The organism is Dyadobacter sp. (genome assembly GCF_039919315.1).
Lineage (GTDB): Bacteria > Bacteroidota > Bacteroidia > Cytophagales > Spirosomataceae > Dyadobacter.
Genome location: NZ_JBDSFX010000011.1, coordinates 35,989 through 52,961, shown reverse-complemented (window position 1 = coordinate 52,961; position 16,973 = coordinate 35,989). Strand labels below are relative to the sequence as shown.

The 16,973-nt window shown below is 47.1% G+C and carries 16 protein-coding genes; 12 read left to right on the top strand and 4 right to left on the bottom strand.

Annotated elements, in window-relative coordinates; all coding sequences use genetic code 11:
* The 3 genes from ABIO93_RS03230 to ABIO93_RS03220 form a co-directional block, all read right to left on the bottom strand.
* A partial coding sequence (locus ABIO93_RS03230; RefSeq protein ID WP_348064378.1) for an MFS transporter occupies positions 1 to 933 on the bottom strand: 933 nt, incomplete at its 3' end.
* A 23-nt stretch (positions 934 to 956) separates the two neighbouring features.
* Positions 957 to 1,190: a hypothetical protein gene (locus ABIO93_RS03225; protein ID WP_348064376.1), complete on the bottom strand. Its 234-nt coding sequence runs from the start codon at positions 1,188 to 1,190 to the stop codon at positions 957 to 959.
* Positions 1,191 to 1,214: 24 nt separating this feature from the next.
* Positions 1,215 to 3,923, bottom strand: a complete 2,709-nt coding sequence (locus ABIO93_RS03220; protein ID WP_348064374.1) for a PQQ-dependent sugar dehydrogenase — start codon at positions 3,921 to 3,923, stop codon at positions 1,215 to 1,217.
* A gap of 380 nt (positions 3,924 to 4,303) precedes the next feature.
* Here ABIO93_RS03220 and ABIO93_RS03215 point away from each other — a divergent pair, with 380 nt between their 5' ends.
* Positions 4,304 to 5,185, top strand: coding sequence for an alpha/beta hydrolase (locus ABIO93_RS03215; protein ID WP_348064372.1), 882 nt, complete (start codon positions 4,304 to 4,306; stop codon positions 5,183 to 5,185).
* A 240-nt stretch (positions 5,186 to 5,425) separates the two neighbouring features.
* Positions 5,426 to 6,055, top strand: a complete 630-nt coding sequence (locus ABIO93_RS03210) for an L-2-amino-thiazoline-4-carboxylic acid hydrolase (protein ID WP_348064370.1) — start codon at positions 5,426 to 5,428, stop codon at positions 6,053 to 6,055.
* 177 nt (positions 6,056 to 6,232) lie between these two features.
* Here the strand turns inward: ABIO93_RS03210 and ABIO93_RS03205 are convergent, their stop codons facing one another.
* Positions 6,233 to 6,988, bottom strand: a complete 756-nt coding sequence (locus ABIO93_RS03205; RefSeq protein WP_348064368.1) for an MBL fold metallo-hydrolase — start codon at positions 6,986 to 6,988, stop codon at positions 6,233 to 6,235.
* 314 nt (positions 6,989 to 7,302) lie between these two features.
* Between ABIO93_RS03205 and ABIO93_RS03200 the strand changes: the two genes are divergently transcribed.
* The 10 genes from ABIO93_RS03200 to ABIO93_RS03155 all read left to right on the top strand — a co-directional run bounded on the left by ABIO93_RS03200 (position 7,303) and on the right by ABIO93_RS03155 (position 16,931).
* Complete coding sequence (locus ABIO93_RS03200; RefSeq protein WP_348064366.1) at positions 7,303 to 7,434, top strand: hypothetical protein; 132 nt, start codon at positions 7,303 to 7,305, stop codon at positions 7,432 to 7,434.
* Positions 7,435 to 7,616: 182 nt separating this feature from the next.
* On the top strand, positions 7,617 to 7,931 hold the full coding sequence (locus ABIO93_RS03195; protein WP_348064364.1) for a type II toxin-antitoxin system HigB family toxin: 315 nt from the start codon (positions 7,617 to 7,619) through the stop codon (positions 7,929 to 7,931).
* Complete coding sequence (locus tag ABIO93_RS03190; RefSeq protein ID WP_348064362.1) at positions 7,931 to 8,287, top strand: transcriptional regulator; 357 nt, start codon at positions 7,931 to 7,933, stop codon at positions 8,285 to 8,287. The genes ABIO93_RS03195 and ABIO93_RS03190 overlap by 1 nt, the downstream gene beginning before the upstream one ends.
* A gap of 132 nt (positions 8,288 to 8,419) precedes the next feature.
* Positions 8,420 to 10,864, top strand: coding sequence for a heavy metal translocating P-type ATPase metal-binding domain-containing protein (locus ABIO93_RS03185; RefSeq protein WP_348064360.1), 2,445 nt, complete (start codon positions 8,420 to 8,422; stop codon positions 10,862 to 10,864).
* Positions 10,865 to 10,956: 92 nt separating this feature from the next.
* A complete protein-coding gene (ccoS, locus tag ABIO93_RS03180) occupies positions 10,957 to 11,115 on the top strand; it encodes a cbb3-type cytochrome oxidase assembly protein CcoS (protein ID WP_348064358.1) in 159 nt (52 codons plus the stop codon).
* A 46-nt stretch (positions 11,116 to 11,161) separates the two neighbouring features.
* On the top strand, positions 11,162 to 13,312 hold the full coding sequence (ccoN, locus tag ABIO93_RS03175) for a cytochrome-c oxidase, cbb3-type subunit I (protein WP_348064356.1): 2,151 nt from the start codon (positions 11,162 to 11,164) through the stop codon (positions 13,310 to 13,312).
* Between the two features lie 6 nt (positions 13,313 to 13,318).
* Complete coding sequence (locus ABIO93_RS03170; RefSeq protein ID WP_348064354.1) at positions 13,319 to 14,341, top strand: cbb3-type cytochrome c oxidase N-terminal domain-containing protein; 1,023 nt, start codon at positions 13,319 to 13,321, stop codon at positions 14,339 to 14,341.
* A gap of 71 nt (positions 14,342 to 14,412) precedes the next feature.
* Complete coding sequence (gene ccoG / locus ABIO93_RS03165; RefSeq protein ID WP_348064352.1) at positions 14,413 to 15,744, top strand: cytochrome c oxidase accessory protein CcoG; 1,332 nt, start codon at positions 14,413 to 14,415, stop codon at positions 15,742 to 15,744.
* A gap of 22 nt (positions 15,745 to 15,766) precedes the next feature.
* On the top strand, positions 15,767 to 16,228 hold the full coding sequence (locus tag ABIO93_RS03160) for a FixH family protein (protein ID WP_348064350.1): 462 nt from the start codon (positions 15,767 to 15,769) through the stop codon (positions 16,226 to 16,228).
* Positions 16,229 to 16,232: 4 nt separating this feature from the next.
* Complete coding sequence (locus ABIO93_RS03155; RefSeq protein WP_348064348.1) at positions 16,233 to 16,931, top strand: sulfite exporter TauE/SafE family protein; 699 nt, start codon at positions 16,233 to 16,235, stop codon at positions 16,929 to 16,931.
* The last annotated feature ends 42 nt before the right edge of the window (positions 16,932 to 16,973 follow it).

Below are 16,973 nucleotides of genomic sequence, written 5' to 3'. Positions count from 1 at the left end.
GATCAGCAAAACCGAAGCTGCCGCGCATACCGACAGTACTACCGGCGGCCGCATTACCCTCAAAAGTCCCGCGCCTAAAAACCTGCCCATCAGCATTCCGCCCCAATAAAAAGCAACAAAACTGTTGGCTGCATTTTCACTGACCACCATTTTGTCGGCAATGTAATTTGTTAAAAATGATCCTATTGAAACTTCGGCACCTACATAGCAAAACAGTGCAATGACCCCGAATTTCAGGTTTCGGAAGTTCAAAATATTGGTTTCGCTTCGACCGTTATTTTCAGAATGCATGTTGATTACAGGCAATTTCAAGCGATTAACGACGATGGCAATGACGATCAGCAGCCCGGTAATGCACAAATACGGAATCCGCAAGGAATCGCTTGACCGCTGAACCTGACCTTCCGGCCCCAGGATCAGCCATGACCCGAGCAGCGGCGCGGCAGTGGTACCCAGCGAGCCAACACCCTGTATCAGCGTGAACCGGGAAGACGCGCTCGACGACGGGCCGAGCACCGTAATGTATGGGTTCGCAGCCACCTGCAAAAGCACAATTCCAATGGCCAGAATGAACAATGCCGCCAGAAAAAGATAGTACTGATGCATGATCGAGGCGGGAAAGAAAAGGAAAGTACCCAATGCCGCCACCAGAAAGCCAGCGACCATTCCATGCTTGAAACCTAACTTTTCGACCAGCCATCCCGCCGGAATCGACATAATGCCGTAGGTGAAAAAGAAGTAAAACTGCACCAGCGCGGACTGCGTGTAGGTCAGGTTAAAACTGCTCTTAAAAAACGGGACAAGTGTGTCATTCAGGCAGGTAATGAGCCCCATCATGAAGTACAAAACGGCAAGTGTCGCCAATGCAGACACATTGCCCTGCCGCTGGGGTATGGCGGTGGTCTGTGCGGAAGAAATCGGGATTTGTGCCATATCAGATGCTTAATAGCGATTTTTCACGGATAGATTCCCGCGTGTTCCAGCTGTTGCGGCCGGTTACCTTTTACATCCATAAAATAGAAAGTACCTCCGTGCTTAGGATCCCAACCATATTGGGTATCCAACACGTTTCCGTATTGATCCAGGCAAGTAAAATAACCCCCTGGCTGGTAATCACGTGAGTTTTTCATCCAAAACGGTATCACGTCATTCAGCAGTCCGCCACGGTACTGGTCAATGTATTTTTGCATTCAAAGTAAATATTCAGGGTTAGGCTATTTTTCAAAATACATGTGATCGACGTGAAACAATGCGCCTTTCGCAACCGGATTTTTAAAAACAAAATACAGGTCGTGCGTGCCGGATACCGGATTTATTTTAAGCAAAACATCTTTCCAATCCGTTTTAGGATCCTTCACCTGACCTCCCGGAACATCAACTTTACCCAATAACGGACCATCTTTCGCACCCTGCCGTAACTCGATCGTCCCGCCCACGCCTTCCTCCTGCACACGCATACGTATGCCTTTGATGTGCGTGAGATCTAGCGCATTGAATCGGGCGTATTTGCCATTGGTAATGTTGGCAATGTAGGAAATGAAACCAGTGTTCTGAGTCGCGATCACCACGCCCACATTTCCTTCCTGGTAGTCTTCCAGCTGAATCAATGGGTTTTTCAAAACAACGTGGCTGCTGGATTTTAATGGTTCAATGCCGTTTGCACCCTTATCCGTATACGCGGCGAGTAGTACGTAGGCGCCTTCGTTACCCTTGCCCTCGTGGTCGATCAGTTTAATGGTGCTGGCGAGCGGCGTTTTGCTCTGTTTTTGTGCCAATGATAAAATGTATGCAGCAATATCTTTGGCATCCTTTTCCGGCAGGTCGGCATGTGGCGGCATTGGATAAGTACCCCAGCTTCCGCTGCCTCCGGTAATGATTTTACGGGACAATGTGGCTTCTGCACCCTCCTTACCGGTATATCTTTTCGAGATTTCCTTCAACGCCGGCCCGATAGACTTGGTTTCCATGGTATGGCAGGCTTTGCAATCCAATGTTGCGTAAAGTTTTTGGGTACCGGCAAATCGCAGATCGCTTTCACCGGCAGACGTCAGCGCGCCAGCCAGGTCTTTCCCAAATGGCAGATAATTGAAGCTGACCTTCACATTTTCGGGGTCAATTTTACCATCTTCCTGATCTGTAACTTTTACCTGGTAATCCAATGTGGTGTTGTCCCAATAAAAGCTGCGGTTTGCCTTTGTGGCGATTGCAACGTCAGGAGGCGTATTTCCAACTTTGATTTCAGCCGTAGCAGTACCTTTCCCACCATTCTGGTCGGACACTGTGAGCACGACATTGTAGATTCCGGCTTCGGTAAATGTATGTTTTAGCTCCTCTCCGCTCAGCCTTTTCTCACCGATTTTCCATTCATAAGTAAGCTTGTCCCCCGGGTCATAATCTTTGGAACCTTTTGCGGATAATGTTACGGTAAAGGGTGCTGCGCCAATGGTCTTTCCTGTTTTCAAAGAAGCCACAGGATTACGGTTTCCCTCCGAATATTCAACCCTGATGATACCTGAATCGGTATTTCGTGCAAACCAGTTGGTACCATAAGCCAGCAAATACACCGCTCCGTCCGGCGCGATCTGCATATCCATCGGCGCTACCACTTTCAATTGCGGCAAAAACGGCTCCATACTTACATAGTTACCATTGCTATCCAGCGTCACGGCCATGATCCACTTCCTGATCCATTCAAAAATGAACAGTTTGCCGTTGTAGTAGTCCGGCAATTTGTACGGAGAATTGGGATATAAATCACTGTAATACACCGGCCCGGCCATTGCACTTGCTCCTCCTTTGCCCACCAGCGGCCACTTTTTAGAGGGAACTTTACCATACCAGATGAATGCAGGCTGCGCGGGTGGCAGCTCTTTTACGCCGGTATTATTAGGCGAGTCATTGATCGGACGTTTCGGATCTTTACCCGGCCCTTCTTTTTTTGTTTCAAAATTATAATCCGGAAATACCTCATTATCGCCCAAAAAATAGGGATACCCGAAAAACCCCGGTTTTCTTGCCTGGTTGATCTCGTCATAACTCAACTTTCCTTCGCTGGCGGGAATTTCAGTATCTGGCCCCACATCGCCCCAGTACACATATTTAGTTTTTGGGTCCACTGATATCCTGAATGGATTTCTCAAACCCATCGCGTATATCTCAGGCTTGCCTATCGAGCCGTCTTTGGGAAATAAATTACCTTCCGGAATGCTATACTCGCCGTCCGCCGTAGGTTTGATCCTCAATATTTTACCTCTGAAATCATTACTATTTGCCGTCGCACCCTGGTCGTCTGCCAGCTCGTGCCCTGGCCTTTCATCGGTTGGATTGTGACCTTCTATTTCTTCGGCATTGGTATTGTCGCCAATTGACAAATACAACAATCCGTCGCTATCGAAAGTCAGGTAACCTGCTGAGTGGCAGCAATATTTTCGCTGTGTAGGCACTTCCAGCAATACTTTTTTGGAGGATTGATCCAGATTTTGTCCACGCAATTCAAACCTTGTCAATTGGCTCACGTGCCGGTCACCTGCTATGCCATAGTAAAAGTAAATCCAGTGATTATTCTTAAAATCAGGGTCAGCAGCGACACCCAGCAAACCATCCTCAATGCCGCTAAATACATTGAATTGCGCAATGGTGGACAGCTCTTTGGTAGTATTGTTAAAATACCGCACCGCACCTTTTCGCTCAGCCACCACCATATCATAGTTTGGCAAAATAGCCATTTCCATAGGCTCGTCGAATCCTGAGATGAGGGTTTGATAAGTAAACCTGCTGGAATCCGGCCCCTGCTTTCTCGCCTCCATTTGAATGGCCTTGCTATCGGTTATGCTTCGGAACAGCGGCTGCTCCGGTTTTGAAACGGAAGCCACGCAGACGGCTGCCACGACCAGTAACCCGATGTAAGTTTTGATATTTTTCACCTGATAAACTTAATAATTTATTTTATTTAAAAATGCCTAGAATGGATAATTTTAATATAAAGTCACTCCAAAAAAATAGTTATTAATAATTTTATGGAACGCAGTGAAGCACCTGGCCCACTATACCCCAATGCATCCCTGTCGCCATCCGGCAAACGGGAAAGCAGTACGTCGTCCGGCTTATGTGAGTATCAGGACTAATGGTGCAGAAGGCGTAGGATTTCGCGATTTCTCAAAAAATGTGGTATCGTGAAGTGATCTACCATATATAAGTTGAAATTCCCCTGCAGTACCGGAATCAAGGGTAAACTCTTCCGACTTTCAGCTTTTGTCTCAAAGTAATAACCACCCGATTGCACAGAATTAAACTACGAGAACTCATGATATCCCGGAATATCCGAATTGACTGCACAGCATTTGTCACACTCCTCACATTTGTATTAGTACCCACATTCAATTTTGCCCAGGACACAAAAAAAGTATTTCCGCTTTGGGAAAATGGCGTTCCGGGCTTTGAAAACCGGCGTACTGAACCTGAGCAGGCTAAGGATTACTGGGTCAAAAATATTAATAGTCCATCATTGGAGGTAGTGCTTCCTCCTGCCGGAAAAGCCAATGGCACGGCGGTTGTGGTTTGCCCGGGTGGCGGATTCCGGTTGCTGGTTTACAATGCGGAAGGCACCGAACCGGCTGAATATCTGGCTAAATTGGGTATTACTGTTTTTGTCTTGAAATACCGTCTTCCACGGGAGGAGGGCTCACCCTATTCATTGGAAAAGGCGCCTCGTGAGGATGCATTACGGGCCATGCGACAAGTGAGGAGCCGCGCAAAAGAGTACGGTATAGATCCAAATAAAGTAGGTATGCTGGGCTTTTCCGCTGGCGGCGAGGTAGTAGCGGCGGTAGCCTATGCTTCCGGCAAAGGCGATCCTGCAGCCAAAGACCCAATCGATCGCCTCGACGGTAAGCCCGATTTTCAAATGCTCGTATATCCCGGTCCACTCGGAATACCCGAAACTGTCCCAGCAGACGCACCGCCCGCATTCCTGCTCGCCGCCAACGATGACCCTTGCTGCGGTGTGACCACCGCAAGTCTACTCGTTAAATACCGCGAGGCCAAACGCCCTGTCGAGGCGCACCTTTACACCAAAGGCGACCACGGATTCAACATGGGAAACCGCTCGCAGTGGCAGAGCATTAAGTCATGGCCACAGAGAATGGCTGATTGGTTGGGCGATAATGGGTATTTGGGGAAACAGTGAGATCGTCCGGATTAAATCTGTTGCCTACTTTTTCATCTCGCTCAATTTCACTTTCAATTCTTCCAAACCAGGATTTTAGCGACAACCCGCCCATCTGGACCAATGAGTAAAACATTAGGACAAAAATAACAGGAAGGAAAGAGGCACCATTAGGTTTTTTGAAATAAAAACTTCTAGTTAACCATGCAAATATTGGTGTAATTTAATCATTGCACACTCACTACCAACCAGGCCCGCGGGATGGACAACTTTAAAAAGTATTTCTTGCAAGCGATCAGGAAGCATTTTCCAGAGAACTCTGATCAATTGGTCGCGGAAATGGAGAATCATTTCAGCCATATTTCAAAAGACACCCGGTTTGCCGCTACTTCTAAAAATCCGATCGACAGGCGACTTGATTTTAGCGCATACTTTTTAGCGTTGGTACAAACGCTGGATGAGCTCGGTGAGAACTTTGAGAAGATCAGGGAAATATGCCTCGAAATAGTGATCGATTACGTGAAACCGAAAAACAAATTTCAGCAATTTCTAAAAAAGCTTCCGCCCAAATTGATCGGTACACGCGTTGCAGGGTTACTATTGAAGGTATTTAGCAAAAGGGTAAGCCAAAACGCCAATCCTGACGGCTTCATCGCCAATATTATTACCGATAAAAACGAAACCTACGGATTCGGGTACGGTGTTGACATTATCGAATGCGGCATCTGCAAACTTTTCAAAAAACATCACTACGAAAAATACGCCGCAATACTCTGCGAAGTAGACAAAGTCACCTCCGGTCTGGCCGGCCTCGACCTGATCCGCACCGGAACCATAGCGAATGGAGCTGACAAATGTGATTTTCGGTTTAGGAGGATTGTGGAGCCATAGCCATTTTGTAAAAGTGGTGCTCCCCTACAACCCAAATTTCTCCTGTGATTCTCATTTCGATTACGTTTCCGGCTTGACACCATTTTAACGTCAGTTATAGCAAATCGGGCACAGACCTTTATGATCCGTGCCCGATTTGCTATTGATTCTGAAAGTGTTTGGGTTCGTTGGTTAACCCTATTTAATTGTATACCAATCCCGCAACCGAACGTCAATGGATTTGTTTCCTTCATTAACCAATTTTTTGAATGCTTCGGTGTCGCTGAATCCGTTTGCACCGCGGTAATGGTAAGGATAAATGATTTTGGGTTTGAAATCCAGAACGGAAGAAGCGGCCTCAGGGACGTCCATCGTGTAAGGCAAATTCATGCAGACAAATGCCACATCGATGTTTTTCAGGGCGCGCATTTCGGGAATTCCTGCTGTATCGCCGCTGATATAAAGCGTTTTGTCGCCAAATTTCAGCACATAACCATTACCTCGGCCCTTTGTGTGCTTGGCATCCGCAGCTTCGGGGAGATTGTACATCGGAATGGCAGTGATCGAAATGTCGAGTTTACTGATCGTCTGGCCATTAGCAACTGCCACCGTTTTTGCTTTCAACTGGTCCGACATTTTATCAATAACGGCCTGTGGAGCAACGATAATCGTTTTGGTCAAATCCAGTACATCCAGGGTTGATGGATCAAAATGGTCGCCGTGGATATCGGTGATCACGATCAGATCGGGTGTGGCGATGCCAGCGAATGTTTTGGCGCCGCCATAAGGATCGGCATAAATTGTTTTGCCGCTCCATGTCAGTGCCAGGGTAGCGTGATTGAGCGGCTGAATTTTCAGCGGACCTTTGGAAGTTTTGATCTCATCTGCGGCCGGCAGCTGCGCCCAAAGTGGCGCTGAAATCATCAGTAATAAAAGTGCGAACGTCGTTTTCATAATTTGGTTTTTTTAATTGATCAAAGTTAAGTTTTCCAACGGTTTCTGCAACCGCAACATTTCCCTAAATATGCTGATCTGGCAAAACAGATATAATAATAGTAGGGTTAGTTTCAAAGTTGTTTCAATGTCAATTTTAAGGCTTGTGCCGCTGATGCTTTGCGATCCATTCCGGAGATTTTTGTATTTATTTCGGGCCGGGTAAATTGGGAAAGAATTTGCTGGGTGATGCCAGGCCTTATTATTTGGATGGGTATAACGCACATTATTAGTATCATTATTGGATTTTTACGAATCAAAAATATTCTAAGAAAATGAGCATTCAATCAACAGCTGGAAAAATGAAAGTGCATACCACAAACTACCATGACGCATTTATACAGGTTGCCGATGACAGTCCGGCCAGGGCAGGGGAAAATTTTCTGATGATGAAAAACTGGAAATAGTAAAGGCCATGCGGTCGAAGCGCGCTTAAATTTTGGTACGAAACTTGGCAAGTCTTGGAGACTTACCAAGTTTTTTTTGCGCGATTATTAAAATTAATGTGACCGATTGAAGGATGTTGAGTCTAAATGTTTGGAAAGACGAAAATAATCTATAATTTTGTTCACTAATAGTAAACTTTACTATGTTTAATATTATCGCCAGGAAGACTTTATTAGCCTATTGCGCACTTTACCCACAAGCATCCAATGCACTCAGAGAATGGTACGAGGAAATGATTAATGAAGAATTCGGAAGTTTTCAGGATTTAAAATCGGTGTATCCGAAGGCTAGTTTGGTGGGTGATGACCGGGTTGTTTTTAATATTATGGGGAATCATTACCGGCTGGTTGTGAGAATGGCTTTTGAGTACAAAGTGATCCAGATCAAATGGTTTGGTACACATTCTGAATATGATAAAATCGATGTTAAAACAGTAAAATTTAAATCTCAAATCTGATGGAATTGAAACTGATTAAAAATGACGCTGAATACGAATTGATGCTCGAATGGGTTGATGATCAGTTCGATAAAAAGCCACATCCCGAAAGTAAAGAAGGCAATAACTTACAAATTGCCCTGCTTCTGATCAAGGCTTATGAAGATGTGCACTATCAAATCCCTACACCGGATCCGATAGAAGCCATCAAACTTAAGATGGACGAGAAAGGGTTGAAGAGCAAAGATTTGGTTGAATGGGTAGGCAGCAAAAGTTATGTTTCTGCTTTGCTAAATAGAAAAAAACCACTAACATTGAAACTAGCGAAGCTTTTTCATGAAAAACTCGGTATTCCTGCTCAGGTACTTTTGAATTGATCAAGTTTTTTTGAAGCCTGCGTTGCTATCTTAAACCCCATTTCCTGACCAAAGTCATTTTTCCAAACCGCTCAGGTCATCTTTCCCCTCCGGCTATTCTGGCAATTTTGATGCATTCAACATTCGATGCTCATGCCGGTAGACCCGATATTCCAACCATACATTGAAACCCGTCACGCCTGCTACCATTGCGGTGAGGAATGCAAGGACGAAGTGATCCATTCCGACGACCATGATTTTTGCTGCGATGGCTGCCTCCTGGTATATGACATACTGAAAGACAACGACTTATGCCGCTACTACACCATCGACGGCGCACAGGGGATTTCGCCTGACACTTCGTTCTTCAAAGGAAAATATGACTACCTGGACTTACCCGAAGTAATCGGTAAAATGATCGAGTTCACAGACGGGCAACTGACTGCCGTCAACTGGTACTTTCCCAAAATGCATTGCAGCTCATGCATATGGTTGCTCGAACATTTGTACAAATTAAATCCGGCGCTCAGAAGCTCTGTTGTTAATTTTCCGGAGAAAAAAGTCAGGATAACATTTGAAGCGCAGCACATTAGCCTTAGCGAGCTGGCTTCGCTGCTGACCCGTATCGGTTATGAGCCTTATCTGAGCCTCAACGATCTGGACGGCAAGCACGTGGGCAAGTGGAACCGGACGCGTTTATACAAGATCGGTATCGCTGGTTTTGCGTTTGGCAACATTATGATGCTGAGCTTTCCGGAATATTTTCATTTAGGCCAAAGTGTGAGCGATCAGCATCTCCGGTTGCTTTTTGGGTTGCTGAATTTGGGGTTAAGCCTGCCCGTCTTGTTATATTGCGCCGCCGACTTTTTCAAATCTGCCTGGTCCGCATTGAAGGGCCGGTACCTCAATATCGACGCCCCCATCGCGCTGGCATTGCTCAGTGTTTTCCTGATCAGTCTTTATCAGCTCATCACTCAAACGGGCCCGGGATATTTTGATTCCTTCGCGGGAGCCGTGTTTTTTATGCTGATCGGACGGTATTTTCAAGACAAAACCTACGCTGGTATTTCCTTTGACCGTGATTATAAATCCTATTTTCCGATCGCAGTGTCTGTTTTCAACAATGGTACAGAGGCGCGGAAACCCATTACTGAACTGAATGAGGGTGATCTAATGCTTGTTCGAAATGAGGAGCTGATCCCCGCTGATGCTGTGCTCAAAAGTTCGCGCGCGCTCATCGATTACAGTTTTGTTTCCGGGGAAGCCGAACCGATCGAGCGAAAACAAGGTGATACGATTTATGCGGGAGGGAAGCAAAAGGGCGTTTCCATTGAACTGGAAGTGTTACGCAAGGTGTCCCAAAGCTATCTGACACAACTTTGGAACAATGAGGCATTTACCAAAGAAAAGGAAAACCAGGATCAGACATTGGCCGCCCGGATCAATAAGTACTTTTCATTAGCAGTGCTGGCGATTGCAGTGGCCGCTTTTTTAGTTTGGTTTTTTATACTTAAAAATCACGAAACAGCCTTTCTCTCCTTCGCTACTACCCTGCTCGTAGCCTGCCCGTGCGCATTGCTACTCTCCTCGACATTTACGAACGGAAACCTCCTGAGCCTGTTTGGCAAGAACCGTCTGTATCCCAAAAACGCCCACACCATAGAGCGGCTTTCTCACATTGATACGGTGGTTTTTGACAAAACCGGGACAATTACCCTACCTAACGAGGCTGATGTTGAATTCATTGGCAAGGCATTGACGCAGGAAGAGCAGGTCATGATCAAAACGCTGGCTATGCAATCATCGCACCCGTTGAGCCGCATGATAGTCAGTCATTTATCGCACATTACGGCCAGTCGCCGCACATTGACCGATTTCGCTGAAACCGGCGGCCACGGAATGCAAGCGATTTGGGGTAAAAAACATGTCAAATTAGGGTCCGCAAGTTGGGTAGGCACCGACGGCAGCGCGTTGCATGGCAACATTTCTTCAAAGGTATTCGTGTCGGTGGACGGAGAAACTGCGGGCTATTTCAGCATGACAAGCAGGTACCGCCCTGAACTGGCCGACACGATATCAGCGCTTCACAACGCGGGTATCCAAACCTGCCTGCTATCTGGTGACAAACCTACCGACAAAGTGTTCTTATCAGGTCTTTTTGGTAAAGAAGCGACCCTTCTTTTTGAGCAAAAGCCTCAGCAAAAACTCGAATTTGTCAAACAATTACAGGCCCGGGGACACCATGTACTCATGGTCGGTGACGGGCTGAACGATGCCGGGGCGTTGCGGCAAAGCCATGTCGGACTTGCCGTTTCCGACGACATCAACAACTTTTCCCCCTCCTGCGACGCCATTCTCGAAGGCAGTCGGCTCGCGCTGCTTCCCGCTTACATTAGTTTGGCGAAAGCGGGCCAGCGGATCATTAAACAGAGTTTTGCCATTTCGCTGCTCTACAATGTTGCCGGGCTGTCGTTTGCGGTAACGGGCGCATTGTCGCCGGTTATGGCCGCGATCCTGATGCCGCTGAGTTCGATTACCATTGTGGCCTTCACCACCCTTTCAAGCAACATAGCAGCCAGAAGCCGGATCAAAAACTGATCAATGTCATAAAAAAGCACCGCTGTTGGTCATCGTTCCGGGAGGGCCTTGCCGGTAGTTTTGACCCATTAATCCAAGTAAATCTTTCTGCCATGAGTGCGCTATACCTCTTAATCATTGCCAGCCTGACAGTCGCCCTGGGATTTCTGGGAGCCTTCATCTGGTCGGTCAAAAAAGGACATTACGACGACGACTACACGCCCTCCGTTCGCATCCTACTGGACGACACACCCGAAGATACCCACTCTTGATACCGCTTACCTGAACAACATTTACCATTCAATTTCCTTTAAAATTATGTCAAACATTCCCCATCCCGACCTCGCAACCGTTGAGCTGGACGAGTTTCAATATGACAATCGGATCGTCCGGGATTTCGCGATTGCGACGATCCTGTTCGGGCTGATCGGTATGCTGGTTGGTCTGCTCGCAGCATTCCAGCTGGTTTTCCCGAACCTCAATATGGATCTCCCTTTCCTGACATTCAGCCGCATACGGCCGCTTCATACGAATGCGGTCATCTTCGCTTTTGTTGGAAATGGTTTTTTCACCGGCTTGTACTACTCCGCACCGCGTGTTTTAAGAACGCCGATGTGGAGCCCTGTTTTGACCAGGTTTCACTTCTGGGCGTGGCAGGCGATCATTGTCGGCGCAGCCATTTCCCTACCGATGGGTATCACTACTTCCAAAGAGTACGCCGAGCTGGAATGGCCATTCGACATTGCGATTGCGATCGTGTGGGTTTCTGCATTGGTCAACCTGGTTATGACGACCATTAACCGTCGCGTCGAGCATATTTATGCGGCTATATGGTTCTATCTGGCGTCCTTCGTCACCGTCGCCATGCTGCATGTGGTGAACAGTATTGCACTGCCGATTTCATTGTTCAAAAGTTACTCCGTGTATGCAGGTGTGCAGGATGCGCTCGTGCAATGGTGGTACGGGCACAATGCGGTCGCATTTTTTCTGACAACGCCTTACCTGGGTTTGATGTACTACTTTTTACCCAAAGCGGCCAACAGACCGATCTATTCCTACCGGTTATCGATCGTCCACTTCTGGGCGCTGATCTTTCTGTATATCTGGGCCGGACCGCACCATTTGCTTTATACCGCGCTCCCTGAATGGGCACAGACGCTGGGAACCGTTTTCTCGATTATGCTCATCGCTCCATCGTGGGGTGGGATGATGAACGGGTTAATGACCTTACGCGGTGCCTGGGACAAAGTGCGCGAAGATGTAGTGCTGAAATTCATGGTAGTAGCCATCACGGCATACGGCATGGCCACTTTCGAAGGCCCGATGCTTTCTTTGAAAAACGTCAACGCCATTGCCCATTACACCGACTGGATCGTTGCACACGTACACGTAGGAGCGCTCGGCTGGAATGGTTTCCTGACTTTCGGTATTCTTTACTGGTTGTTCCCCCGACTGTACAATCGACCATTATACTCTCAAAAGGCCGCCAATTTCCACTTCTGGATCGGCACTTTAGGGATCATTTTTTATACTGTCCCAATGTATTGGGCTGGCTGGGTACAAAGTTCGATGTGGAAAGAATTCACTGCCGAAGGTCTTTTGAAATACCCCAACTTCCTTGAAACAGTTACCCAGCTTGCGCCTCTTTATTTTCTGCGCAGCGTTGGCGGCACCTTATATATCATTGGCTTCATTGCCATGATCTATAACCTCTGGATGACCGCATTGAAAGGCAATCTGGTGAAAACTGAAACTGCCAAAGCAATGCCGCTCAATGCGATCTGGAACGCTCCGAAAAGCGAATACTGGCACCGTCGCATTCTGGAACGCAAGCCGCTGGCTCTTACCATTTTCTCACTGATAGCAGTAGCGATCGGTGGTATGATTGAGATGATCCCTACATTTTTGATCAAATCCAATGTACCTACTATTGCCAGTGTGATGCCTTATACACCGCTGGAATTGCAGGGAAGGGACATTTACGTTCGGGAGGGTTGCTATGTGTGCCATACCCAGATGATCCGCCCATTCCGTTCCGAGATCGAGCGCTTTGGGGAATATTCCAAATCAGGCGAGTTTGTTTACGATCACCCGCATCAATGGGGCTCCAAACGTACCGGCCCCGATTTGCACCGTATTGGCGGAAAATATCCGGATTCGTGGCATTACAACCACATGGAAGACCCTACCAGCATGTCGCCGGGCTCTATTATGCCAAGATACGGCTGGTTGCTGGAAGATGACCTGGACACCAGTACTACCAAAGCGAAAATCGAGGCTATGCAGACATTGGGCGTTCCTTATGCGAAAGGATTTGAGAATGAAGCCAATGCTAACCTGCATAAACAAGCGCTGGAAATTCAGGGCAGGCTGAAACAAAGCGGCATCAAGGCCAGTGCCAACAAGGAAATTATTGCGCTCATTGCTTACATGCAACGGCTTGGAACAGATATCAAAGCTGAAAAATAACCGACCATGAAATTCCGAAATTACCTCGAAACCATCGCGGGAGTGGGAATTTACCCGCTGATCTCGCTGATCATATTCTTCGCCTTTTTTGTCGGGCTGCTCGTGTACGTGCTCCGGCTCGACAATGAGTCGCTGAACAAAATGCGCCGGCTGCCATTGCATGATGGTGTCGTTAAAAAAACCGTCTTATCAATCACCTTTTTCTGCTTGCTGAACCGCTCTGCATTTGCACAAGAAACAGAAAAAGTGAGGGCCGTGACAGGTACCGACCTGATTCTTTATGTGGTACTGGCAGGTTTGTTATTTGTTGTCATTCAATTGGTTATCCTGCTGGCTAATGCAATAAGTCTTTTGAAGAAATTCTCTAAGAAAGCCGAAGAAACTGAATCAACATTCGTTTTCAGCAACCATTGGTGGAGAAAATTCAGGGGCATTTCAGTGGATCTCAAAGACGAAAAACAGATCCTGATCGAAGGTCACGATTACGACGGCATACAGGAGCTCGACAACCGGATGCCACCGTGGCTGCAGTCACTTTTTATCGCCACCATTATCATTGCGATCGGTTATGCGGCCTACTATTTCAGCGGCATCGGCGATTTGCAAATGGCTGAACTGGAAAAAGAAATAGCCGCTGCGGAAATTGAGAAAAAGGCTTACATGGAGAAAGTCGGGGCAAGTATGGATGAAAATTCAGTCACATTAGTAACCGACCAAGCTGTACTGGGACAAGGAAAAGCCATTTTTACCGAAAAATGTATTGCTTGTCACGGTGTGGATGGAGGTGGTACAGTGGGGCCCAATCTGACAGACGAATATTGGCTGCATGGCGGCGGTATTAAGAATTTGTTCAAGGTAATTAAGTACGGCGTGCCCGAAAAAGGAATGATCTCCTGGGAAAAACAATTGTCCCCGACTGACATTCAGAAGGTGGCCAGCTACGTCGTTTCGCTGAAAGGTACCAAGCCTGCGAATGCAAAAGAACCGCAGGGCGAACTGGTGAGCGATGCCGCCATGGCGGCCAAGTAAACAAGCGAGACTTGCCAAGTCTAGGCGACCCCGTCTACAAGACTTGGTAAGTCTTATTTTACCGACCAATCATGAATAAGCTTCACCCGCAAAAACCAACAGGACAATGGCATAACCGCCGGATAGTCTTCACTGTGATCGTTTTGACATTGTTATTTGTCACACCTTTCATCAGAGTAGGCGGCCAGCCGTTGCTACTATTTAATGTGTTGGAAAGAAAATTCATCATTTTCGGAATTTTCATCGGACCGCAGGACTACTGGCTTTTCGGCCTGACGATGCTTTCGTTTATGGTTTTTGTGGTACTATTCACGACCATTTTCGGGCGGTTATGGTGTGGCTGGGCTTGTCCTCAGACGGTTTTCATGGAAATGGTTTTTCGCAAGATCGAATATGCGATCGAAGGTGATGCGGGTAAGCAAAAACTGTTGGACAATGCACCCTGGAATGCAGACAAGATCATGAAGAAGGGGCTGAAGTATAGTATTTTCCTCGTCGTATCTTTTGCGATTGCCAACCTGCTTCTTTCTTACGTACTCGGTGTCGATGCGCTTGCAAAAATCATCCGCGAACCCATAGCCGATCACGTCCCGCTTTTTACGGGCATCATGATTTTTACAGCGATTTTCTATTTCAATTTTGCGTGGCTGCGTGAGAAAGCCTGTACGGTAGTATGCCCCTACGGACGTCTGCAAAGCGTTTTACTAGACCGCAATTCGATCGCGGTGGCTTACGATCATGAGCGGGGCGAGCCAAGAGGCAAGCTACATAAAGATCTGGCGAGAACGGAAGGGGATTGCATTAACTGCTTCCAATGTGTGACCGTATGCCCGACTGGTATCGACATCCGGAATGGTACCCAAATGGAATGTGTGAACTGCACCGCCTGCATTGATGCCTGCGACCATATTATGGACAAGATCGGTTTTGACCGGGGCTTGATCCGCTATACCTCCGAAAATGCGATTGTTAAAAAAACTACCAAACTGATCACGCCCAGAGTTATTGGCTACTCGGTTGTGCTTTTGTTGCTTTGGTCTGGCCTGGGATTCATGGTCGCTACCCGTAACGACACGCAGACCACACTCTTTCGCGCGCCGGGAAGTCAGTACATTGAGAATAATGACGGTACGATCAGCAACCTTTACACATTTAAGATTTTCAATAAAACCAATCAGACCATTAACCCCACGATTCACCTCGACAATCCAACCGGGAAACTTCTTTTCGCGGGGTCACCGGACCTTACGCTGGAAGCCGCCGGAATGTCGGAGGGGACCGTGTTCATTATTATTCCAAAATCTGCATTGAATCGTCGGAAAACAACATTGACGCTTTCAGTCTCCCAGGGCGCGAAAAAACTGGAAGATTTCGAAACCACATTTATGGCACCTGAGGAATGAACATTCGCTAAACTATTGAACTATGAAAACGATCAAAATAAACTGGGGAGCGGGAATTGCTGCGGTATACATCGGTTTCGTTGCGATGATACTGGTACTCGTTGGCATGAGCACCAGTCAGAAAATCGATCTTGTGACTGACCATTATTATGACGAAGAACTCAGGTTCCAGGACAAAATCGACAAAGTAAAACGCACCGACTTACTTCCACAACCACTGACCTGGGAGGTGACTAACAATGGATTAGCCATTCATTATCCCAAAATGCTGAATGATCAGACCATCAGCGGAAAAATCAATCTGTACTGCCCTTCGAACAACAAAAACGACCGCAGCTTTGATATTATGTCTAACGGAAATGAGCAATTTATTCCTTTCAGCCAAGTTCCGGACGCCCGCTACAAGGTCCAGATCGATTGGAAATCAGGCGAAACCACTTACTGGAATGAAGGCGTAATGGTGACTAACCACGCTGGCAAATAGAATCATGACTACCGCGCTTCCATACCTCGCATTCACGATAGGACTGATCAGCAGTTTGCATTGCATCGGTATGTGCGGCCCGATCGCGCTGGCATTGCCGGTGCACAAAGGATCACGGTTGCAGCAGTTTTCAGGTTTACTGATTTACAATTCCGGTCGTATATTATCCTATTCAGTCCTTGGTTTGCTGGTTGGCGGTATTGGTACCTCTCTTGCCTGGCTGGGTTACCTGCGCTACCTATCGGTTTTTGCGGGGCTACTAATGTTGGCTTATGTTTTCTGGCCCACGCGGCTGGATAAGTACTTTCGTCCTCCTGTTTTTTGGGTACGATCTGTTCATTTTTTAAAGAAACAAATGGCCGTTCTGTTGCAAAGCCGCACTGAGGGTGGCTGGCTTTTGCTCGGTGTTTTTAATGGACTAATCCCGTGTGGAATGGTGTATATGGCACTTATGAGCTCCATAGCGACGGGTAGCATGGCTAGTGGCGCTATTTATATGATGATGTTCGGGTTGGGTACATTTCCGGCGATGATTTCCATCGGTATTGCAAAGCAGAAGTTTACGCCTGCGCTACGCTCCCGCATTCGAAGTTTTGTGCCGGTTATGCTTGCGGTGGCGGGGATTTGGCTGGTAATGCGAGGGGTTTTGGTGGATTTGCCTGTGAGTGGTGAATCGCATGCTGGGATTACGATTTGTAAGTAATGAGACTTGCCAAGTCTCCAAGACTTGGTAAGTCTTGTCGTT